We start from the raw sequence: 25,859 nt of genomic DNA, 5'->3' as shown, positions 1-25,859 counted from the left end.
AGGAAAGCGATGATCGTCCCGTGTCCGCATTGCGGTAAGAAGAACCGCGTGCCGGCGGTGGCCGACGGCAGCCCTCGCTGCGGCAACTGCCATCGGCAGCTCCCGTGGATCGCCGACGCCGGCGACGACGACTTCGCCGACGTCGCCGAGCGCGCCTCGATTCCCGTGGTGGTCGATCTGTGGGCGACCTGGTGCGGCCCCTGCCGCATGGTCAGCCCGGCGCTCGAACAACTCGCCCACGAGATGGCCGGCCGGATCAAGCTCGTGAAGGTCGACGTCGACCGGGCTCCGAAGCTCCAGGAGCGGTTCGCCGTACAGGCCGTCCCGACTCTGCTCCTGCTGCGTGACGGAAAAGTGATCGACCGGCAGGCGGGCGCAGCCCCGGCCCCGGTCCTGCGTTCGTGGGTGGAGAAGGCCCTTGCAGGAGACTCCTGATCTGCACGGTGCGTGGCCGCGCCTGGACCCGAAGCAGATCGAACACCTGTCAGTGTTCGGAGAACAGCTACCGACCCGCGAGGGCGACGTGCTGTTCCGGCAGGGCGACCGTGACTACGACTTCTTCGTGGTCATGGAGGGCACCGTGGCGGTGCTGGACGGCGACGAAGTGATCCGGGTCCACGGCCCCGGCCGGTTCCTCGGCGAGCTCAGCCTGCTCACGGGGCAGGCCGCGCTGGTCGGCTGCGTGGTCGACCAGCCCGGCGCGGTCCTGCGGATCCCGGTGGACCGCCTGCGCCAGATGGTCGCCCGGGACGTCGTCCTCGGGGACCTGATCCTGCGCGCCTACTTCATCCGGCGCTCGCTGCTGATCGAACTGGGCGCCGGGCTCCGCATCATCGGCTCGCGGTTCTCCCCCGACACCCGGCGGTTGCGCGACTTCGCGGCGCGCAACCGGCTCCCGCACCGGTGGATCGACCTGGAGGAGGACACCGAGGCGGAGAAGGCCCTGGAACGGCTGGGCATCAGGCCCGAGGAGACGCCGATCGTGATCTGGGGCGGCGAGCACATGCTGCGCAACCCGGGCAACGCCGAACTCGCCCGCCTCATCGGCCTGCCGGCCCCGACGCCGGACGGGGACGTCGCCGAACTCCTGATCGTCGGCGCCGGTCCCGCAGGGCTGGCCACGGCCGTGTACGGTGCGTCGGAGGGATTGGGGACGGTCATCCTCGACGCGATCGCCACCGGCGGGCAGGCCGGGACGTCCTCCCGCATCGAGAACTACCTCGGCTTTCCCTCCGGGATCTCCGGCGGCGAACTGGCCGAGCGCGCGGTCATCCAGGCCGAGAAGTTCGGCGCGCGGCTCCGCGTGCCCGCCGAGGCCGCCGCACTGGAAGTGCACGACGGACGGTACGCCGTCCGGCTCGCCGACGGCGGCCGGGTCCGCGCCCGTACGGTCGTGGTGGCCACCGGCGCCCGCTATCGCCGGCTCGACGTGCCGCGCCTGGACCGGTTCGAGGCGAACGGCGTCTACTACGCGGCCACCGAGGTCGAGGCGCAGTTGTGCGCCCGCCAGCCCATCGCGATCGTCGGCGGCGGTAACTCGGCCGGTCAGGCGGCGTTGTTCCTCGCCAGGCGGGCGGACCGGGTCAGGCTGTTCGTCCGCAGCGACGACCTCGGCACGAGCATGTCGCGTTACCTGATCGACCGGATCGAGCACTCCCCGAACATCGAGGTCCGCCTCAGCACCGAGGTGCGCGAGTTGATCGGCGAGTACGTGCTCGAGGCGGTCGTCGTCGAGAACCGCCGGACCGGCGACCGCCATGTCCACGACGCCCGGAGCCTGTTCATCTTCATCGGCGCCGATCCCTGCGTCTCCTGGCTCGCGGGGCAGGTCGGCCTCGATGATAAGGGCTTCATCCGCACCGGCGGAGACAGGCTGCCGCTGGAGACCGACCTCCCGGGTGTGTTCGCGGTGGGTGACGTCAGAAGCGGATCCATCAAGCGGGTCGCCTCGGCCGTCGGCGACGGCGCGATGGCGGTCCGGCTCGTCCACGAGCGCCTCCGCGGATGATCCGGCGCGTCCCGGCGGGCCACGCGTGTCCGGCCAGTGCTCAGTTGCCGGCCTCCATGGCGAGCCGGGTCAGCTCGACCCGTGAGGCGATGTCCAACTTGCGGAAGATGTGCCGCAGGTGGAAGGCGACCGTGTGCGCGCTCATGAACAGCTGATCGGCGACCTGTCGGTTGGTGAGGCCCTGGGCGACGAGCGCGGAGACGCTGCGCTCCGTGTCGGTCAGGCTGGCCCAGCCCGAGGCGGGTCGGTCGGCCTGGCTCCAGTGCCGGCGTCGTACTCCCAGCCGCCTCAGCCGACGGCGGACCCGAGCCGCGTCGTAGTCGGCACCGAGGTCCGAATAGCCCGCGAGCGCCGCGTCCAGGCTGGCGACGGCCTCCCTGCACAGTTCGGCGTCATCGCCCGTGCTCAAGCTCCCCAGGTCCTCCGCCGCCGAGGCGCGGGCCCACGGGTCGGCATGCTCTGAGGAGGCTCGCCGCAGGGCCGCCCAGTCGCGGTCGAGCAGACCTCGCGCGTGCGCAGCGGTGACGCCGACACTCGTGAAGAGGGGGTGGTCACCGGCCAGCCGGTCCATCACCGCGACCACCTTCTCGGCACGCGTCCGGTCACCCAGGGCGAGGGCCGTCCGCACGAGCCACGGTGCCGCCGTCGGCTCACCGACCACCGTCCAGCAGTGTGTCGCGAGTTCGTCGCAGAGCCGCACGACCGTCGCAGCCGCCGTCGCGGGCCCTTCTCTGGCGACGTTGACCTGGGCCTTGACGAGGCGGAACCGGTCCTCCGCGTAGGGCGATCCGTACTGGGACAACGCGGGCCGCTCCGTCTCGGCATACCGGCCGGCGGCGGTGAGATCGCCGGCTCGTAGCGTCGCCGTGGCCAGGACCGCCAGCGCGGATGACGTCAGTACGTGCAGGCCCAGTTCGCCGGTGGCCGCCACGCCGGCCTCGGCGACGGCTTCGTCGAACCGGCCCTCGGCAAGGTGGAGACGGGCTCGAAGGACGGCTGGCGCCGCCGCCCAGGCCAGATGCCCGGCCGTTTCGGCGTCCTCCCTCGCACTCCCCAGCGCCGCCCGAGCCTCGTCCAGCCGGCGGACGTCGATCAGCAGCATCGCCAGGATCAACTGCGGGTGGAGGCGTCGTGCACTCGCGGACTTCGCCTGTCGTACGGCTTCCCCGGCGAGGCACAGCCCGTCGGTCAGCCGTCCCGAACCCCAATCTGCCAGCGCCTGCCTGATCAGGGCACCGGTGATCAAGGTGTCGCCGTGCTCGTCCGTCGCGGACACGATCCGGTCCGCGTGGACGCTCGTGTCGTCGCCCCTCCCGGCCTGCGCATCGAGCAATGCCGGTTCGGCCTCGTCACGTAGCTCGAGGGGCAGGCCGTCGTGTGCGAGAACGGCGGTCGCCTCCGCCGCCCGGCCCTTCAGGTACAGGAGCCCGGACCGCAGACAGCGCAGTCGTGCATACGAGGCCCGAGGCAACGGCCGGGTGAGCGCCGAGTCGGCGAGGTCCGCGGCCTCCTCCAGCCGGCCCGCCGCGGTGAGCGCCTGAACCGCCGTCAGGGTCCGGGCCGGCCAGGCCGGCTCCATGGAGTCGGTCAGCCCGAGGAGATACGTGGCAAGGGCCGCCACCGCTCGCGGGGAGGTGGGGAACATCTCGGCGATCGCCTGGTCGAGAGCCGTCAGCGCTTGGGCGTCACTCGGGCGGACGCCCCGCAATAGGTGTGAGACAGCGGGCAGCGACGCCGTCCCGCCCCGCGAGATCAGGAGATCACCGATCTGCCGATGCAGCGCCCGCCGGATGGGGGCCGGGACGGCGTCCGCGATGACCCGCCACACCAGGCCGTTCCGGAACGCGAGCGTGTCCGCAGCGGCGACGATCAGTCCTCCGGCGAGCGCCTCGTCGAGCCGGGGCAGGAGCGCGGCCGGTGTCGTGCCGAGCACCTCGGCCGCGTCCTCGGGAGAGAACGACCGCCCGATGGTCGCGGCGACGGTCAGCAGGTGACGTGTCGCGGGACCGACACGGTCCAGGCGGCGCCTCACATCATCCTGGACTCGGCCCGGGAGCCGTACGGTCCTGAGCCGGGCGTGCCCGTCCGCGACGTGGATCACTCCCTCCTCCAGGGCTCCGGTCAGCAGTCCGGTCAGCAGGGCCGGATCGCCTTCCGCCTCGGACGCCAGCGCCAGAAGGTCGGGGTCGGGGACGGCGCCCAGCACATCCGTCGTAACCTTTCCGACGGCGGTGTCGTCGAGCGGCGCGATCGCGAACCGGGTCGCGCCGTCGTGCTCCAGCAGATCGAACAGGCGGCCGGCGTCGATCGAGCGCTCGCTGGTGCAGCGGGCCAGCAGCCACACGACCGGATTGGGTGCGGGGCACCGCGACAGGACGGGAATCGCCCCCAGCACGGCCGGATCCGCCCACTGCAGGTCATCCAGGCTCACGAGCACCGGACTCGTACGGGCGCGTTCGCCCAGGAGCGACCGGAGCCGTTCGATCATCCACGGCTGCTGATCGACCGGCCCGTCGCCGTCGAGGACGTTCAGGCCGCCGACTGCGGAGAGCAGCGGCTCCAGCGGCGCCGGCCGCCCGAACTCCCGGGACTCGGCGGTCACCGGCGTGAAGCCTCGCGCCGCGGCCGCCCGCACCGCGGCCGTGAGCAGGAAGCTCTTCCCCATCCCGGACTCGCCCTCGATGAGCAGAATGCCGGACCGCCCGGCCTGCCCGGACCCGAGGAGATCCGTTACGGCGCACCACACGCGTTCGCGGCCGCGCATCACGATTCCGCGACTAGGTGCCTCGGTGTGTGACGGCACAGTGGCCATAAGACCAGGTTGCGGCGCGGATCTGACGAAAACCAGGTCATGGCAGGACCGAATATCGGCCGCCCCGGCCGGTCATGAAGGCACGACCTTGTCCTGTTGGGGCAGGCCCGGGCCGGTCGAATGGTCCCCCCAGGATGGCCGCGCCGGCCGCCACCCGTATCTTTGATGGGGAGAAAATGGCAGGTAAAGGCACGTTCCGCTCCGCGACCAGGCCCGGTCACCAAGGGCACGTCGCCGATCCGGCACGGACGGCCTCGCGGGGGTAGAGATGGCCGTCCTCCCAGATCCTCCCGCCGGCCTGGCACGATGGGATCAGGTCTCCGGAGTGCGCTCGCTGCTCGTCCTGTCCATGGTGATGGCCGAGACAGATGATCAGGGCCACATCCTCGACCTGGCCGTGACGTCGGTCCCCACATTGGGGCGCTGCCGCTCCCACGGCGCCTTTCTCATCGACATCGGCTGGCATGACGTCCGCGACGCCGTCGCCGAAGGCCGCGCTCATGATGATCTCGAGGTGCAGCTCGCGGTGCTCACGGCGGCGGGCGGCCCGGTCGCCGTACCGGGCGAGGGCTGGGCGTGGGCCTATCCACTGCGCAGCCTCGACGACCACCTGGGCTACCTCGTGGTCGGCGCGGCCAAGGAGCCCTCGTCCGACGCTCAGTTCCTGATGCGGATCTTGGCCCAGCAGGCCGGGATCGCGATCGCTCATGCGCGCCGGCGCGTCTGCCAGCGCGCCGACGCGGAGCAGCTGCGCATCGCCAACACGGCGCTGGCCGAGACCGTCGCCGCGCTGGAGTGCGAGACCGACATCCACGAGCGCCTCATGACGGTGGCCGCGGCGGGAGCGGGGCCGGCCGGCATCGCCGAGGCTCTGCACGAACTCACCGGTTACTCGATCGCGGTCGAAGACCGCCAGGGGAACCTTCGCGCGTGGGCCGGTTCCGGCCGGCCGGACCCCTACCCCGAAGAGGAACACGCCTCCCGAGAGGAGGTGCTGCGGACGGCCGCCCGGGCCGCCTGGCCGATCCGGCGTCGCGACAGAGTCATCATGCCGGCGGGCCCGAGCGGGCACGTGCTGGGCGCCCTCGTCCTTCTCGACCCCGATGGCGGCGCCGGCCGGTCGGAGTTCAGTGCTCTCCAACAGGCCGCGACCGTGCTAACGGCCCAGCTCGTCCATCTGAACAAGCTCGCGGCGGCCGACCGGCATCTCAGCGATGAACTGGTCGACGGACTGATCTCCGGCGCGGACCTGAGGGCCGTACTGGCGCGGGCCGAGGCGCTCGGGTATGACCTGAGGCGCCCGCATCGGGCCGTCGTGGTAGCGGCGAGCTCCTCTGACACGGCCGACGAGGAGTTTCTGCGGGCTGTAAGGAACGCGGCGCACGACACCGGCGTCGGCTCGCTGGTCGCCCTCCGCAGCCGGGACATCGTCGTCTTCTCGGACGCCGACCGGTCATGGTCACACTTCCGCACGGCGATCCGTCGCGGGCTCGGCGGCGGAGACTGCCGGATCGGTGTCGGCGGAGAGTACAGAGAACCGGCGTACTTCTCGCGTTCCTGCCACGAGGCCCAGATGGCGCTGCGGCTCCAGTCCGTTTCCGGGTATGAGGCGCACATCGTCGAGTTCGACCGCCTCGGCGCCTACCGGTTGCTCACGGAGATCGAAGATCAAACGGGTGTCGAACGGTTCGTACGCGAATGGCTGGGCGCCCTGCTCGACTACGACGATGACCGGGGAACGGCCCTGGTACCGACCTTGAGCCGTTACCTCCAATACGGCCGCGGGTATACGGCCACCACTACGGCCCTGGCGATCCACCGGAGCACCCTCAAGTACCGGATTCATCGGATCAGCGAGATCTCCGGGCACGACCTCGGCGACCCGGACGTCTGCTTCAACCTTCAGCTGGCCACACGCGCCTGGCAGGTCCTCAGGGCCCTGCGCGCCGAACCGGACCGGTGAACCCGTCCCACGGGCCCGGTGTGGGTCCCGGCGCCCGCCTGCCCGCCCCGGCGCCGGGAACGCGGGTCGTTCACGGATCATGCCGCTCGGTCTCAATCTCCGAGATCCGCTCTGAAGGGCACCTACTGGCGGTGCGATCGACCCGACCGGACCTTCGTTCCCGGCTCCTCCGGGCTCCGCCTCCCGGACGCCGTACGAGGAGGCCTCATGTGGTACGGCTTCCGGACGACACTCCGGAACGGATGCCGCAGGCGTCCGGTCCCTCGGCGCCGGCGCGCTCGCATAAGGTGCTCGGGCAGTAGTTCGTCGATGAGCCTGTCGAGATGCGCCACCAGCTCGCCGTGAAGATGCCAGTCGGCCGCGTCCGTGCGCAGAAGATGAGCGAGCCGGTTACGCCGCCGGCCGGCAGCGGAGAGACGCCGCTCCAGTTCGGGTACCAGACGCGTGAAATCCTCATCGACGTTCCGCCGTACCAGACGCCCGTACGTCCGCACCCCTGCGGCCAGTTCGCACAGCGCCGCCGCGAGGTCGCCGCGTACGCGCTCGTCCCACATCGGATCGTCGCGGTCGGCACGGCGGGTATGGTCGACGAGCGAGCGCGCGATCGCCCGGACGATGACCGCCGTGTGCTCGAGCGTTTCCAGGCCGCTGCGCAGTGTGACCCCGCGGCGGACGCGCAGCGCGCGCGGGTTGAGCATGAGGCTCTCCTCGGCCTCTTCCAGGGCCCGATCCACGTGATGGATCTCACGGTCCAGTTCCCGGGTCCGTCTGAGCCATCCGACGACCACGTCGTGGCTCGGCTGCTCCTTGAGGCCGCCGGCCATCCGCTCCAGTTCGTCCGCCAGGCGCCGGCCGAGCTCCTCGATCGCCTCTTCCGCCGGCTCCAGCCGTACGGGGGAGGTGACGAACCCCGCCAACAGGCCCGTGCCCGCGCCGATGAGGGTGTCGACGACCCGTTCGTGCGCGGCGACGCTCGTGTCCAGCGACAGGATGAGCATCGCGCTGATCGGGACCTCCAGAATGTGATCGCCCAGGCGCAGGAGGTGGCCGAACACGAGCGACGATCCGATCGCCACACCCAGGCTCCACCAGGTGAATCCCAGGATCTCCACGAGAGCCACCGCGACGAGCACACCGGCCACCACGCTGATGACGCGTTTCGAAGCGCTACGGAGGGTCTGGTACGTGGACGCCCGGAGCACGAGGAGAGCGGTGAGCGGGGCGAGCACCGGCCTCGGGTTCCTCAGGACCATCGACGCGAACAGATAGGCCACGATTGCCGTCACGGTGAGCCGGACGATCTCCACCACGGTCGAGCGGGCTCGGATCGGCACCGGCCGCAGTCGTGCGAGGCGTTCGGTAACCCGTACCTCCCAGTCGGCGAGTGCGCCGCGATGGCCTAGCCACGAGCCACGCATGCACACCATGGTCGTGGCGCCCCCGCACGGCCACATCCTCACATCGTGTAGTCGTGCCGCCTCGGTCAGGCCACTGTTGGTCGACGACCCGGAGCGCCGGACAGCGGCCGTTCAGGCGTCGAGGCCGCCTCTCCTGATGAGCTGACGTGCGATCCCATTGCGCTGGATCTCCTTGGTACCCTCGCCGACGATCAGGCCGAGGTGCTGCGGGAGATCTTCGCGGTCGCCAAACTCCCACACGTCATGGACGACAACACCGCTGGCCTGGCCACGATCCGGCGGCTCACCCGGTCGGGCGGAGGCGTGCGGTGCATCTACGAACGCGCCGCCTTCGACGAACCGGACCTCCTCGCCGACATCCGTCGGTACACCGCGCCGGGAGAGGGGGTACGGGCCGCCCTCGGCGTGCTCATGCGGATGTGGATCGTCGACGGCACCCGCGTCGTGATATCCCTGCGCGATCCGGTGGCGGGCTCGGCGTCCACGACCAACATCGTCATCGAGCATCCCGCCCTGGCCCAGTGCCTCATCTACGCCTTCGAGACGATCTGGTCCGGTGCCGACCCGGTCGAGTGAGCCTCAGCCGTAGCATGCCGGGATCAGCTCGTCGGCATCACTCGCGACAGTCGCCGGCGTTACAGCGAGAAAGTCGGCATATTCGTACGTATAGCATAATGGCACTTCGAATGCTTAAGATGATTGAAATTTAGCAATTCGGGCCCCATGGATTGACCGCGGGATGCGGATAACTTCGCTGTTCGCCATTTGTGAATCGTGGACGTGTTGCATGCTGGAAATCGAATTATTCCGGCTGTGGCAGGAGGGCTGGCCATGCCGACTGTGCGGACTGTACCGCTGGAGACGGGTGGGGACACGGGCAGCGACATGCTGTTGGCCTGGGTTGAGCGCTCGGGAAATCGGCCGGTGGCGGAGTCACGTATGGGCGGACTGCGGTTCGCTTTTTACGGGCGGGTGTCGACGGAGGACCGTCAAGATCCGGAAACCTCGTGGGCGCGGCAGCGGGCTCAGGCCAGCGCGCTGGTCGGCGGATACGGCCGGATTGTGGCGGAGTTCTTCGACGTGGGGCAGAGCCGGGTGCTTCCGTGGGCGCGGCGGCCGGAATCCGCGGCGTTGGTGGCGGCGATGGCGGACCCGGATCGCGCGTTCGACGCGATCGTGGTGGGGGAGTACGAGCGGGCGTTTTATGGCAATCAGTTCAGTCTGATGGTGCCGTTGTTCGAGCATTATGGTGTGCAGTTGTGGATGCCGGAGGCCGGCGGCCGGATCGACTTTGCAGCCGAAGACCACGAGCAACTGATGACGTCTCTGGGCATCCAGTCAAAGCGGGAGATCACTCGGACCCGGATCCGGGTGACCACGGCGATGGCCACCCAGGCTCGAGAGCAGGGCCGGTATCTGGGCGGCCGGCCACCCTACGGCTACCGGCTGGCGGACGCAGGCCCGCATCCGAACCGGGCACACGCGGCCTGGGGACGGCGGGCTCACCGGCTGGAACCGGACCCGGAGACGGCGCCTATCGTGAAGTGGATCTTCGCTCAGCGGCTGGCCGGGCACAGCGTCGCCCGGATCGCCCGGGCGCTGAATGACGCGGAGATCCCGTGCCCGTCGGCGGCCGATCCGAAGCGAAACGCCCACCGAACGGGGCGGGAGTGGACGCACACGACGGTGCGGAGCATCTTGGCCAACCCCCGTTACACGGGGCGGCAGGTGTGGAACCGCCAACCCACCGACCATGATCTGATCGATCCGGCCAACACCGGGCTGGGGCATCGGCAGGTGCAGCGGTGGAACCTGCCCGATGGCTGGGTGATCTCCGCCCGGCCCGCGCACCCGGCTCTGGTCAGTGAAGCCGACTTCGTCGCGGTGCAGAGCATCCGTGCTCCGCGAGGCAGTCCCGATCCGGATCGCTGTTACCGGTTGGCGGGGCTGCTGCGGTGCGGGACCTGCGGGCGTCGCATGGAGTCGTGCTGGTCGAACAACCGGGCGGCGTACCGCTGTCGGCACGGCCGCACCAGTGCTTCCAAAGCAGACGCCGAGCGGCCGAAGAACCTCTACATCCGCGAGGAATGCGTCCTGGCGCACCTGCCGGCGCTGTACATCCTCCTGGTCGGGCCGGATCCCGCATGCGGACCGCCCAATACCGCTGACGTCATCGGCCACTTGCGGGCGGAGACGATCACGCTGACCTATGACCCCGAAACCCGCAGCCTGCGGGCAGACGCTTGGGAGGGAGTGAAGATCACCGTCGACCACGCACCTTGACACTCGAGCCGCCGCAGCGCCGGAAGGAGGAACCTGAGGCGGTACCTACGCTCGTGTGCCCAGCCGAAGGCCGGGCACGCGATGGCGCTTCGTCATGCCCGGATACGGCCGGACATGTACAAACTGTGTGTCCGAGACTGGACCCCGGGGCCCATGATCCTTCCCGCCGACCTCCCCCTCCGTCGGCGGTGACCGCGATGCAGCATCATTCCTCGCGGTGCGCGGCTGACCTGTGCATTCGCCGGACGACCACGGTCAGCGTGGTATTCCTGGCGCTGATCGCGGCGGTGGTGAGCTTCGGCCACATGCACGAACTCGCCCTCCGCCACGGTGAGACGTCGCTGAACGCGACGCTGATCCCGCTCAGCGTCGACGGGATGGTCGTAGCATCATCGATGTCCGTGCTGCTGGCCGGCAGGGCCGGTGTCAGCGTCCCGTGGCTGCCGTGGACGCTGCTCATCGTCGGAAGCCTGGCGAGCCTGGCAGCAAATGTCGAGGTCGCCGAGCCCACGGTGGCCGGCCGTGTGATCGCCGCGTGGCCCTCGTTCGCCTTCGTCGGTGCCTATCACCTTCTCCAGGACCAGCTACGGATGCGCCTGTTGGATCCAGCCGGACCAGCCGACTCCGAGGCAGAAAGTGCGGGGCCGGAAACTGTGGCGGGCGAGTCTGTGCCGGAGGCGTACGGAGATGACGCCTCGGGCGTGCTTGACCTCCGAAGGGGCCTACAGCGGGAGGCATGGCATTGGGCCTTGGCCTATCGTGCTGAGAACGGTGAGCTGCCCGGGGGAGCAGTCATCGGAAAACGCTTTAATCGGAGTGCCCGGTGGGGGCGTCTGGTCAAGAATGCCGGCCTTGCCGGTGCGCTCGCTCTGCTTCCCACATCTGATGGCTCGTCCATCTGACGCGGTGATCGTTAAGTATGAACGATCCCTGCGGGGGCGGGGCCGACGGACCACGGACCCACGGGCAACGGCGAAATCGGGAACCATCCCCACGGGCGCGGGGCCGACCACGTCGAGAACTGGGCGGCGATCCAGAAGACCGAACCATCCCCGCGGGCGCCTGCGGGGATGGTTCCGGCACGGTCGTCTGCGCGACGGCGACGGCGAGGTCGGCCCCGCGCCCGCGGGGATGGTTCGGGCGGAAAAACCTGGGGGCCCGGCCCGCTCGCGTCGGCCCCGCGCCCGCGGGGATGGTTCGATGGCGATCGAGGACTATCGCCAGAGGGAGGCTGTCGGCCCCGCGCCCGCGGGGATGGTTCGCCCAAGGCCACGAGCAGACCCGCGGACAGACCGTCGGCCCCACGCCCGCGGGGATGGTTCCCGCCCCAAGCCCACCGGCGGCGCCGGTAAGGGTCGGCCCCGCGTCCGCGGGGATGGTCTCCCCATCGGCTTGGTCATCATCGCGATTGCCGCGTCGCCCCCGCGCCCGCGGGGATGGTCCAGCATCAAGCGCTACGAGCAGGGCCGGAACAAGTCGGCCCCGCGCCCGCGCGGGGATGGTCCCCAGACGGCCCCTCGCGACCCCTCGCAGGGTCGATGAGGACTCCATCCGCTTCACGGCCATGAGGGTGTCGTACAGCGTGTTGCGACCCCTCGTAGGGTCGATGAGGACCGCGTGGTCCGGACAGCAGCCGGCCCCGCGCCGTACGGTTGCGACCCCTCGCAGGGTCGATGAGGACGAGACCATCATCGGCGCCGTCCTGCTGGTACGGATGATGTTGCGATCCCTCGCAGGGGCGATGACGACACGGTAGGGGCGGAGCAGTCTTTGCCCGTCGCGGATCTGTTGCGACCCCTCGCAGGGTCGATGAGGACCCGGGAACGTCACGCTTCCGGTCGCGTCCCGGCACACGATGTTGCGACCCCTCGGAGGGTCGATGAGGACACGTCGAGCTTGCCCCAGGCGTCCTTGCCGAGCAGGAAGTTGCGACCCCTCGCAGGGTCGATGAGGACACCCGCTCTGCTCGCCATGGCGCTTTTGCGGCGGCTGTTGCGACCCCTCGCAGGGTCGATGAGGACCCGATCGGGTCTGGCGCGAGACCTATCGGCAGATTCTGTTGCGACCCCTCGCAGGGTCGATGAGGACTCGGTTGGCTTGGCGGCCGAACCGGGAGCGGTTGCGATGTTGCGACCCCTCGCAGGGTCGATGAGGACCAGCTTGCCGGCGGCGGGCAGCCACAGAAGGAGACGTTGCGACCCCTCGCAGGGGCGATGAGGACGGGCGCGCGGGCCGGACTCGCCGCCGACGATGACCCAGTGTTGCGACCCCTCGCAGGGGCGATGAGGACCGGTCCATGACCTCGCGCCATACCTCGGTGGCCGCGATGTTGCGACCCCTCGCAGGGTCGATGAGGACACAGCTGGCCAGGAGCCTTGCAATCGGCGCTCCGGTGTTGCGGCCCCTCGCAGGGTCGATGAGGACCAGAGGGGGGAATTACCCAAGGGAAGATCAGCGTCGAGTTGCGACCCCTCGCAGGGTCGATGAGGACTACGACGTCGCGCAGATGTGCATCTGGCACCGGATGTTGCGACCCCTCGCAGGGTCGATGAGGACCCGGGCGGCCGCGCAGACGCTCTACCGGTTCGTGTTGTTGCGACCCCTCGCAGGGGCGATGAGGACTCCCTCGTCACGACGGCACCTCATGGCGGTACCTCATGTTGAGACCCCTGGCAGGGTCGATGAGGACGCGATGGAAATGTTCACCGAACACGACATCACCCAGGCGTTGCGACCCCTCGCAGGGGCGACATCACCGAACGCGGCGTGTAGTCCGCTGGGTAGGTGATCGGCGTTGCGACCCCTCGCAGGGGCGACATCCAACGGTAAAGCCGCAGGTCGACGCGAACTTGTGCGCGCCTGCTGGGGCTGATATTTCAGCAGACCTACGGTTGTGTACGCCGGGCCGGTGCGGCGCTGAAGTCTCAGACTCTATGGACGGTTCAAGAAGCGGGTTCCTCTAGAGGATATCGGTGGGTTCGGGCTCGGTTGCTCCCCAGGCCAGGCGTTGTGGGACGGCTCCGGGCGGAAACGTATAGACGATTATGCTGTCGTAGGAGAGGTCCAGGGCCGCCGAGACGGCGTTTTGGAACCGCCGGAGCTGTGCTGGGCTGAGTTGTCCTTCGAAGACGCTGCGTTGGACGTGGTGCAGGTACTGTCGGCAGGTTCTCAAGATCTTTGGATTGCGCTCAGCTGCGGTGTCGTAGACGACCACGACGTACACGGGTTACCACCAGATGCGGAAACGCTTGTAGTCGCACGTCTTCAGGGTTTCTGGTCGCGCCGAATAAACCGGACTATCACGCCGATACCAACGATCGCCGCGCCGATGGCAAGTGGATGCCATGAGCGCCGTCCATCATTATTTGAGAGCTCCCCCGGCTCGGGAGGCGATATGGCTGGGGTGCTCAGCAAGCGTTGATATTCCTTATCAATGATCTCATGGAAACGTCGATTCAATTTGCTCTCGGACGTGTCCAGTCGAGCACGGTGCGCGAGAGCCCAGAAGTCCCTTCCGATAGCACCCGAAAGAAATTCGGCCGCAAGCAATCTAAGGTGATCATCCGTCAAACTGTGCGTCGCATAAGACATTTCCCATTGAGAAATGATCATGTTTGCGTACATGCTCTGCCGCTGCTGGACAAATGGATCGGAAAGTCCGGATGGCCCCCAAACTTTGTTCAGTTCCGGATCGTTCATCGCCATCTCCAGCAGGCGGGTGTGTGATTCGCGGATCGCCTGGAGTCGAATCGCTCTAGAGTCACGCGCCTGGAGAACCAAAGTCACCGCAACACCGATGACAGCCAGCACTGATAGGACCGCCGACGCGGCACCGTAAGTCTGGCCGATTGAGCTCAGGCGGTTCCAGTGGCTCGCAGAACCGTGGAAGACGTCGAGCGCAAGCGGAGACACGCCGATAAGGCCAACGCTTAGCACCACAACGAGCAGCAGGGTAACAACCAGCGAGATCCTGGCGGACCTCGGCGCGCCGCGCCGCATACCGACGACGTTCCCTCGTCAGGAGGTCGGCGGAGGAAGCGGTGCGATCTCCCGCGCGAAGTAGTCGAGCAGCGGCTCGGCAGTGGCGTACAGGTCAGCGACTTCTCTGCCGGCCACCGCGATTACCTCCGGGTCATCGAGTCGACGAGCGCCGTAGGCCGTTCCGTCCGCGTCATAGAGGACTTCGAACAGGACGCGGTCCCCGAGGATCACGATCTCCGGCAACGGACGATCGGCCTCCAGGTGCTGAACTCTGGACGCATCGATGACCCGTAGATCCTCGCCCGCCTCAGCGAGGAGCCGGAAGTACTGCATTTCCCACTGAAGGTACGGTGTGACCGGGCGTTCCACTACCCGCAACCGGCGCGACTCCACCCCGAGACTGTCGTCTTCCGCTACCTTTGCCCTCACAGCATCGCGTTCACGCTCATTGAGTTCAAGGGCGCGGTCCCAGTCGCCAGCCGCGAAAGCTTCCCAGCTCGGAAACCCGGGCTCCCGGAACGTCTGGCGCCGCTCCAGTTTCAAGAAGATGATCTGTTTATATGCCTCGTCATAGGCATCTGAATAGGCGGCTAGATCCAGTTCGCGTCCAGGCAGGTCAGCTATGCGATCAAGCATCAGGCAGTTCCGGTTTGGCCGAGACGGCCATATTCCGCGGAATCACGACCAGACGTTCGTTCATGCCAACAGATACATCACTTGGCAAGCGGTCAGCGAAGGCTTCTGTCATGTCCGTTCCGACGATGGCGATATCGCCGTTGCTCAGCTCCCATATGTCGGGACAGGTCTTGCCCTGGCTGGTGTTACCCAACTCTGCCGCAGATTTCCCTAGTCGCCGCACGAACGTGGCGCGAGAGTCTGCTGTCCACCGTTGAGTCATCGCCGCCCCTCACCTCCGCTGCCCGCAGCATCCCACCGGATGCTTGAGTCTGCAAGGCAAGCAGTTCGCCGAAATCCAGGTTGGAGGCGCCGAAATTGATCGAGATGCGGATGCCTCTGCGGCCGAGGAGACGTTTAACCAGCGTTGAGCCACGCGGGCGCCGTCCGTACGCAAGTCCGGCAATTAGCTAAACAGGGTCGTAGAGAGTAACGCGGACATGGATGCGCGCCATGACGAGGCTCACGTCACTCACCCGTCGGTGACGCGACGATGCGGCGCCCTGCGGACAACCCCCCGATGTGTGCACATTGGCCCTGTGGGCTCTGGCGCTAAACCTGCCCGCACGGCGTCACATTCTGGCTGTTTGACCCCTCGCAGGGTGGATGAGGACCAGCTCGCCCCAGAGCCGCTCGAACCGGCCGAACACGTTGCGACCTATCGCAGGGGTGATGAGGACCCGGACGCTGCCCCGTGCGGAACCGGCGCGCACGAGCCGTTGCGACCCCTCGCAGGGGCGATGAGGACGAGGCGTACTGCTGGGCGAGGTGCTCCCGCTCAGCAACGTTGCGACCCCTCGCAGAGGCGATGAGGACATGGTCAGTCCCTCCTCATCGTGGCGGTGGTCAGTAGGGTTGCTACCCCTCGCAGGAACGATGAGGACCTGGGCGCCGTCTGGTGGCGCTGCCACCTCCCCTAGTTGTGACCCCTCGCAGGAACGATGAGGACGGGTCGGCGGTCAGCTGGTGCGCGGGTTGCGCAGGGCGTGTTGCGACCCCTCGCAGGGGCGATGAGGACACGGCGCGCTCGGCGACGGGTGAATGATGACTCGTCGGGTTGCGACCCCCCGCAGGGGCGATGAGGACGTCGCCGGGCCCGGCGTGATGCTCGGCTTCGCGAAGGTGTTGCGACCCCTCGCAGGGGCGATGAGGACATGATGGCGAAGCTCATCGTCGGCTGGCGCGTGTAGTTGCGACCCCTCGCAGGGGCGATGAGGACGGTACCGGGAGGAACGCCTCCGTGCCGCCCTCGACGAGTTGCGACCCCTCGCAGGGGCGATGAGGACTACCACCGAACCTCCAGCCCTCCGTCCGATCACCAGATTGCGACCCCTCGCAGGGGCGATGAGGACGAGGACTGGGGCCCGCGCCACCCCGACCGGGACCTGCAGTTGCGACCCCTCGCAGGGGCGATGAGGACCATCGAGCCCCACCGGGACGCCGACGGCGAGTACGTGTTGCGACCCCTCGCAGGGGCGATGAGGACGAGGCGTACTGCTGGGCGAGGTGCTCCCGCTCAGCAACGTTGCGACCCCCTCGCAGGGGCGATGAGGACGTTCGCGCCCAGCAACGACTTGATGTCGCCGTAAAAGTTGCGACCCCTCGCAGGGGCGATGAGGACGTTCTATCCTCGACGGCATGGGCACCCGGAACCGTCCCGTTGCGACCCCTCGCAGGGGCGATGAGGACCGGGTCCAACGGTAAAACTGCAGGTCGAAGCGAACTTGTGCGCGCCTGCTGGGGCTGATATTTCAGCAGACCTACTGTTGTGTACGCCGGGCCGGTGCGGCGCTGAAGTCTCAGACTCTATGGACGGTTCAAGAAGCGGGTTCCTCTAGAGGATATCGGTGGGTTCGGGCTCGGTTGCTCCCCAGGCCAGGCGTTGTGGGACGGCTCCGGGCGGAAACGTATAGACGATTATGCTGTCGTAGGAGAGGTCCAGGGCCGCCGAGACGGCGTTTTGGAACCGCCGGAGCTGTGCTGGGCTGAGTTGTCCTTCGAAGACGCTGCGTTGGACGTGGTGCAGGTACTGTCGGCAGGTTCTCAAGATCTTTGGATTGCGCTCAGCTGCGGTGTCGTAGACGACCACGACGTACACGGGTTACCACCAGATGCGGAAAGGCTTGTAGCCGCTGCTTTCGAGGCAGTGGCGGGTCAGTGCGAGGGCGTCGAGGTAAAGCAGTTCGTCGTAGGCTGCTGGTCGGCCGAGGCTGCGATGGGCGACGGTGACGGCGAACTCGTCACGTACCGCCTGGACTACGAGTTTGCGGCCGGCTTCGCTGAGCATGGCCTGGTTCGTCTCGCGATCGAAGTGGTGTTCCTTGAGCTGGTTACGCCCGGCCATCCTGAGCAGCAGTCGCTCCGCAAAGAGTGGTTTGAACATCTCGGAAAGATCGAGCACCAGGGAGTGTCTCTGGCGCTCCATGCTGCTGTGCAGGAACGCGATGCCGCTGTGTAGTGGGGTGAGCCGGACGGCGGTGAGCATACGGGCGTAGATGATTCCGTTGACGTAGCTGATGAATGCGTTTCCCGCGTTCTTAGGCGGTCGTCGGCTGCGTCCATTGAGCTGTAGCCATTCTGGGAGTCTAGTATCGATGACTTGCCATGATGAGCGGCGGAAGGTGCCTTCTGCGCCCATCAGCTGGGCCGGGTTCTCGGACTTGGCGACGGAGTCCTGCAGCACTGCGTAGGGTCGGGTGAGGAGCTTGCGGTCGATCACGCGCCGTACATTGAAGGCGGTGGCGTTCACGATGCTGCGGGCCAGCGCCAGCGCAGCCTGGGGGTTTTCGGCAAGCCGGGCCTGCGCGAGAACGGTTTCTCCGGAGGTGCTGGTCTCGGAGGTGAGCAGGGAGCCCGCGTAGTCGCCGTAGTAGCTGAGCATGTGAATGCTGGTCCTGTGCTGGTTCAGCAGGGAGATGACTGAGGTGTTGATGTCCACCTCGGCGCAAGCGACGATGTCGCGTACGTCAGTGATGGGGATGTGTACGCGAGAGGAGTTCTCTCGTTCGATGAGCAGTGACTGATCCTTGCGCCGGATCCGGCACGGGCTGGTCAGCCAATAGGTGCGTGCTGCTGAGGGCAAGGGTCACTCCATCCAGCAGTAGTCGGTAAAGCTGCATCCTCGGCAGGCGTCGCGGGCAAGCCGCTCGGGAGAGATGATCAGGGCGGCTGTTGCCAGGACGTTTGCGATGTCCGCTTGCGCTTGGTCTGCGTCCTGCTGTGTGTAGGCGAGCCGTTTGGTACGGCGGGTTTTCGGATAGTGCAGAATCGCGCCTTGGGCATCGACGCCGACGCGGTGAAGACGATGGCAGTAGTGCCGGGCTTGTGCCTCGTCAGCAGGGGTAGGGCGGACCGAGGATTTGACTTCATGGACCCAGCGCTGACCGTCCAGGAAGTCCAGCCGGGCGGCACCGAGGTCCACCGGGGTATTGCGCGTGTAGGTGGTGTCATGAACGGCTTCGCCCGTCTGGACTGTGGTGCTCAGATGCTCGGGACGGATTCCTCTGATGAACAGCCACAGTTGGCGACGGCAGTGGTAGAGGTACTTGATGTGGGTTCCACCAACGTCCTCTTCCTCCATTACAGAACTTCTCCTGGTTGGTAGGTGGACCGGGCAGGGCCTTGGACGGCGCGCAGTCCGAGGATCGGGTCGTAGTCGCCGTCGATGAGCCGGATTTTCAGTTCCTTTTCATAGCCGCTGAGTGATTCGGCCCAGTGGGGCATGGGGATCAGGTATTCGTCGGCGAGCAGGCGTCCGGCTTTCATGTTGTGGGGGCCTTGGTTGAGGGCGGCGGCGTAGGCGTCGTGGTCTTGGGTCAATACGGCTTCGCTGCCGTCGAAGAGTGCGTCGAAGGCTTCGGTGAGCGTGGAGCGGTCGTCGAAGGGGCGGCGGAAGGTCAGGAAGTCGCGGGTGAACGTTTCTTGTCGTTCCAGGACTTCGGCCTGCCATTGGCTGCCCCAGTTGGTGGCGTAGATCGTGTTGAGCCAGGTGATGGCGTCGGTTTCGTCGATGGGGCGGCCGTCATTGTCCAGCAGGATCTGCCAGGCTGCCTCGACGGGCTCTCGAGGGTAGATCCCGTCGGCGAACTCGCCGGGTTCGGTCCTTCTGGTCGTCCAGTTCGGCTGGTGGACGATCACGTCTGCGGGGGGACGTTCGGCGAGGCGGTTGACCCTGCCGAAGCGCTGGAGGAGCGCCTCAAGCGGAGCGGCCGCCGTCAGGAGCACGTCGAAGTCCAGGTCGAGGCTCACCTCGACGCATTGTGTGGCGACCAGGAGACCAGGCCGCCGTGTCTGCGGCTGGGAGGCTGCGCCGAATCGTTGTGTGATCTTGGTTTCGATCAGGCTGCGGTCCCGGCGTCGAAAGCGTGAATGCAGCAGCAGTGCCGCGTCTTGTCCGTGCTGGTCTTGCACTTGGGGGGCGAGTTCTTCGAATAGCTCGAGTGCCTGGGCGACGTTGTTGGCGACCACGAGCACGGATTCGTGCTGTTGCAGGCGGTGGCGGATCTCTGCGAGCGCGGAGGCGTCGGTGAGGTGGTGGTTGCGGATGCTCAGCCGGTGCCGGGGCGGGGCGTGCAGGTCATCGGCCCCCACCCAGACGGGCGGGGTGTTGAGTGTCTGGGTGAATAGGCGTGCGAGGAGGTCAGGGAGGGTGGCGGAAACGATGGCGATCCGGCCGCCGAGCCGTTCCCACAGTTGGGCGGTGGCGAGTAGGTAGCCGAGTCTGCGCGGGTCGTAGACGTGAAGTTCGTCGAGGACGAACACCGAGTTGGCGGCGTCGATGAGGATGGCGGAGTGGGCGTTGCCGGCCAGGGCTCCTCGCAGCAGCTGATACGGGGTGGTGACGCGGACGGATTCGTGGAACAGCCTGGTGGCTGCGGCGCGGGCGACGGCTTTGGTCGCGGCGTCGACGCGGTGAGGAGAAGTGTTTGGGTCGTCGTTTTCTGCGCTGTCCTCGGGTGTGATAGCGGCGGCGAGGTGGTAGGAGGCGGCCTTGGAGTGCGCGACCCCGACGGCGTCCGGGGTGCCGAGGAGGTTCTTGAGTCGGTCGGCCATCGCGTTGATGGACGACAGGTACGGAAGGACGAAGAAGACCCGCGGCACCCCGCCGGTCTCCTGTTGCAGGGCAGTGACCTGGTTCGCGGACCACAGCAGGACGGCTTCGGTCTTGCCGCTACCGGTCGGAGCCCGCAGCAGCAGGTGCCCCGAGGCTGCCGCAGCACGGCGCTGGTGAGGGCGCAGGACCTTGCCGTCGTCGGTGAAGCGTTTGTCCAGGAGCCCGGGGAAGGACCCGTCCAGGGGTTGGTGGAAAGACAGCTGCTTGTGGGCGGAGGACAGGTGATCGGCCAAGATGACGGCGCCCTGCAGCAGGACGGCGGTGAGCCCGCGGCCGGGTGTGGCGCGGTCCGCCCAGTGCTCCAGCAGGGTGTCCAGCATCTGGTGCGCCGCGTCTGGCAGATCGTCGGCGTCCAGCGGAGCCTGCGTGGGGGCGGGGGCCGGTAGCCCGGCACTCCTGGCCGTGGCACTGAGCCATCGGTCCAACGCGTGCACGGCCGCAGGGGAGACTTTCCCGAAGCGTTCGCGCAGTTCGTCCAGGTCGTAGGGGTGGTAGAGGGAGCTGAGGTCGCGGCCGGGCTGGTTGCCGAGGGGGCGGTGGTGGGTGGCCACCGCTGTGGCCACCCACAGCAGCAGTTCGGGGTCGTGGATGAGGGACGGCAGGAACCCCAGGGACAGCACCTCGTGTCGTTCTCCCCAGGTGCGGCGCGCCCCGGTGACCATGTCCTGGAAGCCGCCGGCGATCTTTCCTGCGTCGTGGGTCAGCGCGGCGAGTTCAACGGCGGTCCAGAACAGCCGTCCGAGGCTGGCGTCTACTGCTGTGATCGCGCCCACCCGCTGCCGGAGCCAGCCGGCGGCGGCCAGCGCCGCCGCCAGATGGTCGGTGAGGGGTTCTGCAGGTCGCCCGGCCTGGCTGCTTTTGGCGTAGAAGGCCGACAGTTCCTCTGGCATCGGTTCTACCGCCAGGCGGCGTCGGGGTGACAGCCGGGTAGCGGCATCACGGCCTGCCCGTCGGGGGTCGATTTGCTGTCGGGAACGCGGGCTTGACTACGCCCGGTGGCGTCGAAGCGGTAGATGCCCCACCGGGTGCGGTCCCGCCGGGGGGCGATGGCCGTGGGCAGGCGTAGGGGGGTTCCCCCGGTGATGGCCGCGTCGCTGGGAACGATCGCCGAGCCCAGCACACCCGGAGCAGATGTCAGCGGCACCCGCTGCAGTGAGATGCCCACGAGGTCTTGGCTGCGGCCCAGCCGCAACGGCCACACCGGGCGGCGCAACCGCCGCCACCACTTCTCGACATCGTCCAGCAGCCAGACCGTCAGCACGGTCGCGGCGAGGAACTCACGGTTGCGCGGGGTGGGTGAGGCTTTCTTCCCCGAAGCGTCCAAGGGGTGGTACGTCTCGTAGTCCACGCCTTTGCCTCCGGCGTGGAAGGCCATCGCGAACCGCAGCCCCGCATCTACCTGGTCCCAGCCGCCGGCCGCGGCGGCGAGCAGACCGCCGACGGTGGCCGGCGGTGGACACGGCAGTGTGACCTGCACGCCCGCATACAGCGGGTTACGGAAGGACGTGACGGGCGTGGTGAACCTCGCCTCCAGCGCAGTGGTGCCGGTCACGCCGACGGGTCCTCGAACCAGTCGTCATGGACGCCCTGTTCGATCTGTGCGGCGAGTCCGGTCAGCATGACGCGGGGGTGCTGGATGCTGAGTGTGCCGTTCTCGATCAGGTCTTTGAGCTCACGTTCGGCCTGGTCCCGCTGGTCACCGAGGAATCCCGGCGCCCAGCCCAGGAGCACCGGCCCGTCCAACTCCTCGGCCCAGGCGGAAAGTTCTTCGCGCAGCACGCTCGGCTGGAAGACCGGTTTGCCGTCCCGTGCACCGACCACCCGGGTGAAGGGGTTCACGCCGCCCTTCATCGGCGCGAGGAGGATGAGGGCGGGGGTGCGGTCTCCGTAATGCAGGGCCTGCTTGGCTCCGCCCCGGAGTTTGGCGAGGGTGTTCAGCACCACCGCGACACGCCGGCGGCGTTCGGCTTGGGCGAGCCGCAGTGCGCTGGTTCCCCGCAGCGTCGTGGGCTCGGCTCCGTTGGCTTGGGCCTGTTCGGCGGCGGCCGGGCTGAGCGCCACTCGAAGTCCGCTGCCGTCGGTCTCGAACACCCCCACCCGCGGCAGGTCCAACAGCACGTCGGCGGCCAGGACCGCGCTGTAGAGCTCATGCTGGTGGAGTACGGGGTGCTCCCCGAGCGGGAAGTCCCGGCTCATCGTGCCGTAATCGGCGGTGGCACGTTGCGGGGTCAAGGACACGAAGGTGCCGGTGGCCAGCACGGTGTCCCGCTGGTAGCTGTCGTTCTTGACCGCGACCATGTACCCGAACAGGTCATCATCGAGGTACTGGTCGGGGCGGCCTTCGGTGTGGGCCTGTTGCTTCTTGCCGGTGCCCGAGCGGGTCACTCCGGAGCGGGGCTCCTCGTGGGGCAGCGAGTCACGCAACCACCGGCGCACCGCTTGCGCGGAGACGTAGGGGAACTCCTCGCGCCCTACCCGCAGCTTTTTGACCCTGCCGATGTTGTCTTCGCCCTCACCGTTGTTGGGCGCGCCCGCGACCACGTCCAGGACGATCTTTCCGGCCAGGAAACTCACTGCTCTTCCTCCATGTCGTCGGTGAACTCCTTATCGGTGATGTCGTCGAGCTCTTGCAGGTCCTCCTCGGCGGTCTTGGACCGCCAGCCGAGCCGTGTCAGCTCCTCCAGCACCCCGATCAAGAACACATCCCGGTGGAACCAGCCCGGATTGTCCTGGGCTGGATCGAACAACAAGACGAAAGCCCGCTCACTGACCAGCGGGCCATCGGCCTTGTCCGGGGGAGTGATCGCCCACTGAACCCCGTGCCTGGTCAGCCAGGTCCGCAGTTTCCGGGGGTCCCGCATGCACGCGCGAAGAGCGTTCAACTTGCCGCCGGATTCCTCAACCGAAAGCAGCCCGGCGACCTTGCGCGCGGTCGCCCGGAGTTCGGCCAGGTCCTTGGCGTCCATCTGCATCACCTCTGTAACGAAGGAATAGAGCAGGCCCACCGCAGAGGCCACCTGCTCACGGTCGCGATCGGTAACGGCGACGAGCCGGCCCAGGTGGGCTGCCGTGGCACCGACAATCCGCGACGGCTCGGTGAAGGCGTTCCTGGCCAGCGCCACCACTCCAGGCAGCCGCGCGGAGGCGTGAGCCCGGACCAAAACCTTGAACCCCGGCCTGTTCGCAGGCCTGAGTGTCCGCCGCAGCCATTCGGCCAGCGGCTGGTCCAACGCGTGGATCTCCAGCGACTGGCCGCGATTATTGTTGTTGAAGACCAGCAACTCCACGCCGGCCGTCAGCCGCTCGCCGTAGGTTCGCAGCGCCCTGAACGCCACCACCTCACGGGCCGCCGCATAGCTGTCGCTGACCTTGCCGGTCTCAGCGATCATCTTGTTGCGATCCACCTGGCGTTCCACGGTCCGGCGCATGAAACGCCCATCCCAGCTGTGCAGCGCATAGCACGCACCACCGGTCAGGTGGCTGCCGTAGGCAAGCGCGTGGAAACTCACCAAACACGGCCGGCACAAAGCCAGCCCCGCATGCCCACGGGGCGTGCTGTTGCGGTAGGCGTCACTCTCGGCCAAAGGAACGTCGAGCTTTCCGAAGAACCCGACCGCCACCCGCCCGCACAGCACACAGTCGACGCCCGGCCAGGTCCGCGGATCCCGCAGGCTACGCCACTGCTCGATCGCCGCCCGGATGCTCTCCTCACTCTTCTTGCCGTTACTGGGATGGTTCATCGGAGAGTTCGGGTTGATCGAATAGCTCGTCTTCAACCAGAACCCATGCGCGGCCTTGCTGTCCCGCACCAGCGCCGCGTTGATCGCTTGACGCGTCATCAACTGCACCGCGCGCTCGAAATCCTCAGCCGCCAACTCTTCGGGCCCGGTATCACCGGCCAACGCCGCAGTCGCATATGCGCCGATCCGCTGCAGCGGGTGCGCGGTCAACACCAGACGAGACTGCTCGAGAACGTTCACCGAAGCGGCCGTCATGCGATCACCCACCCAAAGCCGGTGCTGTTGGCCTGCCCCAGCCCCCAACTCCACACAGCTTGCAGAACCTCCGGAGCACCGCTGATCTCCACCTCAACACACGCCCCCGGTTTATGGCCTCCCGCACCCGTCCGCCCGGCGACCGCGAAAGAACGCTTCGGGCCGATCCAGGTGACCCTTTCCAACGCGACGTCCTGATCAACGCCCAGGGTCTCGGCCTTACGGCGCAGATTGTGCTCAAAAGCCACATCCCACTCCGGCTCGCCCGGAAGCAGCCACGCCTGACGGGTATGCCGCACCCCGGCCTCATCCCGGCCCGAACCCTTCAACACAATCGGTGTACTCGTCCGAAAACGCCCGCGACCCGCGGAAAACGACGGCGGCTCCACCACCTGAACCGCATCCACGATGAACGCCGTGGCCCCCCACGCCAAGACCGGAATACCAGAAAGCGCCGCCCCGAAAGCCTCGGCCAACCGCGGTACCGGGCTCCCCAGTTCCCACACCCCCCGGCCGCCCACCGCATAGACACCCCGCCTCCGCCCGCTTTGGGCGAACACCGGCGCCGAATATCCGAACGGAACCATGCCGTAGGGCTTCCAGCCTTGTGAGTGAAGCTCGGACCCAAGCTCCGGAGCTACGTGCTCAAGCAGCGAATACACCAGCGCCCGCCCCGGACGGACCACCGACTCCCAGGCCAACTCCCGCGCCTCCGTATGCACAGCCACCCGTATCCGCACCCCGGCCCTCCCTCCTTCGACGACCATCCACCGGCCACCAGAAATGTCAGTGGCGCATGGCACCGTCACTCCCACGCACTGAGCGACGTCCGGCACCGTAACCACAGAGCCAGGACCGCGTCTCCCAAAAGGAGAAAACTGGTCTCGATCAACCCGCCACAGCTGCCGCCGCAGGTCTGCCATCGAAGGCCGCTACGATGACGTCGTCATCCACCCCGATCTACGCGCCGAAGGCCTAGACCAAGGGGTAGCAACAGACCGGTCTTCTCCTTGAGGAGATCTCAAGCCTGACCGTCATCGCCCCTCAGAGGGGGCACCACACCGGCGCCGTCCCACACCGACGAAAAGAACAACCAGCCGCGAACCTCCCCATAACCCAGAAGAACCTGATACTTGACATCTCCATAGAGCCTGGAATTTCAGTGCCACACCGGCTTGGCGTGCGCAACCGAAGGTCTGCTGAAATATCGGCACCACCAGCCCGAAATAACGTGGGACGACCTGCGGTTTTACCATTGAGTCCTCATCGACCCTGCGTGGGGTCACAACAGCTGGTGGACGTCGCAGAACGACCCAGGCCCGCGCGTCCTCATCGACCCTGCGTGGGGTCACAACAACCGGTACTTCGAGCACGGCACGTTCGCCGCCACCGAGTCCTCATCGACCCTGCGTGGGGTCACAACCCGACGCCGGCGACGCCCGTCGTTCGGTGGCATGTCCTCATCGACCCTGCGTGGGGTCACAACTGGAAAGGCCGGTCAGGCCGACCTCGGCGAGGTAGCCGGTCCTCATCGACCCTGCGAGGGGTCACAACTCGGCGTCCTCCAGCACGCGCCGATAGGCGGTCAGGTCCTCATCGACCCTGCGAGGG

The 25,859-nt window shown here is 67.5% G+C and carries 20 protein-coding genes and 1 CRISPR repeat array (1 of these 21 only partly in view); of the genes, 6 read left to right on the top strand and 14 right to left on the bottom strand.

What is annotated here, in order from left to right; translation table 11 throughout:
• The first annotated feature begins 48 nt into the window (after positions 1-48).
• Positions 49-435: a thioredoxin gene (gene trxA, locus ACQP2O_RS51295; RefSeq protein ID WP_433177421.1), complete on the top strand. Its 387-nt coding sequence runs from the start codon at positions 49-51 to the stop codon at positions 433-435.
• Positions 419-2,008 carry an FAD-dependent oxidoreductase gene (locus ACQP2O_RS51290; protein ID WP_433177419.1) on the top strand — a complete coding sequence of 530 codons (1,590 nt, stop codon included), beginning with the start codon at positions 419-421 and terminating at the stop codon, positions 2,006-2,008. Before trxA ends, ACQP2O_RS51290 begins: the two co-directional genes overlap by 17 nt.
• Before the next feature lie 40 nt (positions 2,009-2,048).
• Here ACQP2O_RS51290 and ACQP2O_RS51285 read toward each other — a convergent pair whose 3' ends face one another.
• Positions 2,049-4,772: a LuxR C-terminal-related transcriptional regulator gene (locus ACQP2O_RS51285; RefSeq protein ID WP_433177417.1), complete on the bottom strand. Its 2,724-nt coding sequence runs from the start codon at positions 4,770-4,772 to the stop codon at positions 2,049-2,051.
• Between the two features lie 316 nt (positions 4,773-5,088).
• Between ACQP2O_RS51285 and ACQP2O_RS51280 the strand changes: the two genes are divergently transcribed.
• Entirely contained in the window at positions 5,089-6,783 is a 1,695-nt protein-coding gene (locus ACQP2O_RS51280; protein ID WP_433177415.1) for a PucR family transcriptional regulator, read from the top strand.
• Positions 6,784-6,905: 122 nt separating this feature from the next.
• Here the strand turns inward: ACQP2O_RS51280 and ACQP2O_RS51275 are convergent, their stop codons facing one another.
• Positions 6,906-8,201 (bottom strand): FUSC family protein, encoded by a 1,296-nt coding sequence (locus ACQP2O_RS51275; RefSeq protein WP_433177413.1) that lies wholly within the window; start codon positions 8,199-8,201, stop codon positions 6,906-6,908.
• A gap of 201 nt (positions 8,202-8,402) precedes the next feature.
• Between ACQP2O_RS51275 and ACQP2O_RS51270 the strand changes: the two genes are divergently transcribed.
• From ACQP2O_RS51270 to ACQP2O_RS51260, 3 genes are all read left to right on the top strand, one after another.
• Positions 8,403-8,777: a hypothetical protein gene (locus ACQP2O_RS51270; RefSeq protein ID WP_433177411.1), complete on the top strand. Its 375-nt coding sequence runs from the start codon at positions 8,403-8,405 to the stop codon at positions 8,775-8,777.
• Between the two features lie 255 nt (positions 8,778-9,032).
• On the top strand, positions 9,033-10,484 hold the full coding sequence (locus tag ACQP2O_RS51265) for a recombinase family protein (protein ID WP_433177409.1): 1,452 nt from the start codon (positions 9,033-9,035) through the stop codon (positions 10,482-10,484).
• 197 nt (positions 10,485-10,681) lie between these two features.
• Positions 10,682-11,386, top strand: coding sequence for a DUF2637 domain-containing protein (locus tag ACQP2O_RS51260; RefSeq protein ID WP_433177407.1), 705 nt, complete (start codon positions 10,682-10,684; stop codon positions 11,384-11,386).
• 2,057 nt (positions 11,387-13,443) lie between these two features.
• Here ACQP2O_RS51260 and cas2 (ACQP2O_RS51255) read toward each other — a convergent pair.
• The 12 genes from cas2 (ACQP2O_RS51255) to ACQP2O_RS51200 form a co-directional block, all read right to left on the bottom strand.
• Positions 13,444-13,707, bottom strand: a complete 264-nt coding sequence (gene cas2 / locus ACQP2O_RS51255; protein ID WP_433177399.1) for a CRISPR-associated endonuclease Cas2 — start codon at positions 13,705-13,707, stop codon at positions 13,444-13,446.
• 41 nt (positions 13,708-13,748) lie between these two features.
• Positions 13,749-14,483, bottom strand: coding sequence for a DUF6082 family protein (locus ACQP2O_RS51250; RefSeq protein ID WP_433177405.1), 735 nt, complete (start codon positions 14,481-14,483; stop codon positions 13,749-13,751).
• A gap of 18 nt (positions 14,484-14,501) precedes the next feature.
• On the bottom strand, positions 14,502-15,101 hold the full coding sequence (locus ACQP2O_RS51245; RefSeq protein ID WP_433177403.1) for a DUF6879 family protein: 600 nt from the start codon (positions 15,099-15,101) through the stop codon (positions 14,502-14,504).
• Complete coding sequence (locus tag ACQP2O_RS51240; RefSeq protein ID WP_433177401.1) at positions 15,094-15,363, bottom strand: hypothetical protein; 270 nt, start codon at positions 15,361-15,363, stop codon at positions 15,094-15,096. Before ACQP2O_RS51240 ends, ACQP2O_RS51245 begins: the two co-directional genes overlap by 8 nt.
• Before the next feature lie 1,611 nt (positions 15,364-16,974).
• A complete protein-coding gene (gene cas2 / locus ACQP2O_RS51235) occupies positions 16,975-17,238 on the bottom strand; it encodes a CRISPR-associated endonuclease Cas2 (RefSeq protein WP_433177399.1) in 264 nt (87 codons plus the stop codon).
• Positions 17,239-17,241: 3 nt separating this feature from the next.
• Complete coding sequence (gene cas1, locus ACQP2O_RS51230) at positions 17,242-18,222, bottom strand: CRISPR-associated endonuclease Cas1 (protein ID WP_433177397.1); 981 nt, start codon at positions 18,220-18,222, stop codon at positions 17,242-17,244.
• A 3-nt stretch (positions 18,223-18,225) separates the two neighbouring features.
• Positions 18,226-18,720, bottom strand: coding sequence for a CRISPR-associated protein Cas4 (locus ACQP2O_RS51225; RefSeq protein WP_433177395.1), 495 nt, complete (start codon positions 18,718-18,720; stop codon positions 18,226-18,228).
• On the bottom strand, positions 18,720-21,143 hold the full coding sequence (gene cas3 / locus ACQP2O_RS51220) for a CRISPR-associated helicase Cas3' (RefSeq protein WP_433177393.1): 2,424 nt from the start codon (positions 21,141-21,143) through the stop codon (positions 18,720-18,722). Before cas3 ends, ACQP2O_RS51225 begins: the two co-directional genes overlap by 1 nt.
• 5 nt (positions 21,144-21,148) lie before the next feature.
• The gene (cas5, locus tag ACQP2O_RS51215; RefSeq protein ID WP_433177391.1) at positions 21,149-21,805 is read right to left on the bottom strand and encodes a CRISPR-associated protein Cas5; all 657 of its coding nucleotides are present in this window, start codon (positions 21,803-21,805) and stop codon (positions 21,149-21,151) included.
• Positions 21,802-22,827 (bottom strand): type I-B CRISPR-associated protein Cas7/Cst2/DevR, encoded by a 1,026-nt coding sequence (cas7i, locus tag ACQP2O_RS51210; protein WP_433177389.1) that lies wholly within the window; start codon positions 22,825-22,827, stop codon positions 21,802-21,804. The genes cas5 and cas7i overlap by 4 nt, the downstream gene beginning before the upstream one ends.
• Entirely contained in the window at positions 22,824-24,248 is a 1,425-nt protein-coding gene (locus ACQP2O_RS51205; RefSeq protein WP_433177388.1) for a hypothetical protein, read from the bottom strand. The genes cas7i and ACQP2O_RS51205 overlap by 4 nt, the downstream gene beginning before the upstream one ends.
• On the bottom strand, positions 24,245-24,988 hold the full coding sequence (locus ACQP2O_RS51200; protein ID WP_433177386.1) for a CRISPR-associated endoribonuclease Cas6: 744 nt from the start codon (positions 24,986-24,988) through the stop codon (positions 24,245-24,247). The genes ACQP2O_RS51205 and ACQP2O_RS51200 overlap by 4 nt, the downstream gene beginning before the upstream one ends.
• A 519-nt stretch (positions 24,989-25,507) precedes the next feature.
• Positions 25,508-25,859: direct repeats of the CRISPR family, unit length 30 nt; unit sequence GTCCTCATCGACCCTGCGAGGGGTCACAAC (it continues 540 nt past the right edge of the window).

It is taken from the genome of Actinoallomurus sp. CA-150999 (genome assembly GCF_050942425.1).
Lineage (GTDB): Bacteria > Actinomycetota > Actinomycetes > Streptosporangiales > Streptosporangiaceae > Actinoallomurus.
The sequence above is the reverse complement of the archived record's forward strand: the minus strand, read 5'-3'. Positions and strand labels throughout refer to the sequence as shown.

What these genes read in the sequence shown, in the direction of transcription:
- ACQP2O_RS51285 (WP_433177417.1), bottom strand. Translation starts at nt 4,772, where the DNA reads ATGCGCGGCCGCGAACGCGTGTGGTGCGCCGTAACGGATCTCCTCGGG.
- ACQP2O_RS51280 (WP_433177415.1), top strand. Translation starts at nt 5,089, where the DNA reads ATGGCCGTCCTCCCAGATCCTCCCGCCGGCCTGGCACGATGGGATCAG.
- ACQP2O_RS51275 (WP_433177413.1), bottom strand. Translation starts at nt 8,201, where the DNA reads ATGCGTGGCTCGTGGCTAGGCCATCGCGGCGCACTCGCCGACTGGGAG.
- ACQP2O_RS51265 (WP_433177409.1), top strand. Translation starts at nt 9,033, where the DNA reads ATGCCGACTGTGCGGACTGTACCGCTGGAGACGGGTGGGGACACGGGC.
- ACQP2O_RS51260 (WP_433177407.1), top strand. Translation starts at nt 10,682, where the DNA reads ATGCAGCATCATTCCTCGCGGTGCGCGGCTGACCTGTGCATTCGCCGG.
- ACQP2O_RS51250 (WP_433177405.1), bottom strand. Translation starts at nt 14,483, where the DNA reads ATGCGGCGCGGCGCGCCGAGGTCCGCCAGGATCTCGCTGGTTGTTACC.
- ACQP2O_RS51245 (WP_433177403.1), bottom strand. Translation starts at nt 15,101, where the DNA reads ATGCTTGATCGCATAGCTGACCTGCCTGGACGCGAACTGGATCTAGCC.
- ACQP2O_RS51240 (WP_433177401.1), bottom strand. Translation starts at nt 15,363, where the DNA reads ATGACTCAACGGTGGACAGCAGACTCTCGCGCCACGTTCGTGCGGCGA.
- ACQP2O_RS51225 (WP_433177395.1), bottom strand. Translation starts at nt 18,720, where the DNA reads ATGGAGGAAGAGGACGTTGGTGGAACCCACATCAAGTACCTCTACCAC.
- cas3 (WP_433177393.1), bottom strand. Translation starts at nt 21,143, where the DNA reads ATGCCAGAGGAACTGTCGGCCTTCTACGCCAAAAGCAGCCAGGCCGGG.
- ACQP2O_RS51205 (WP_433177388.1), bottom strand. Translation starts at nt 24,248, where the DNA reads ATGACGGCCGCTTCGGTGAACGTTCTCGAGCAGTCTCGTCTGGTGTTG.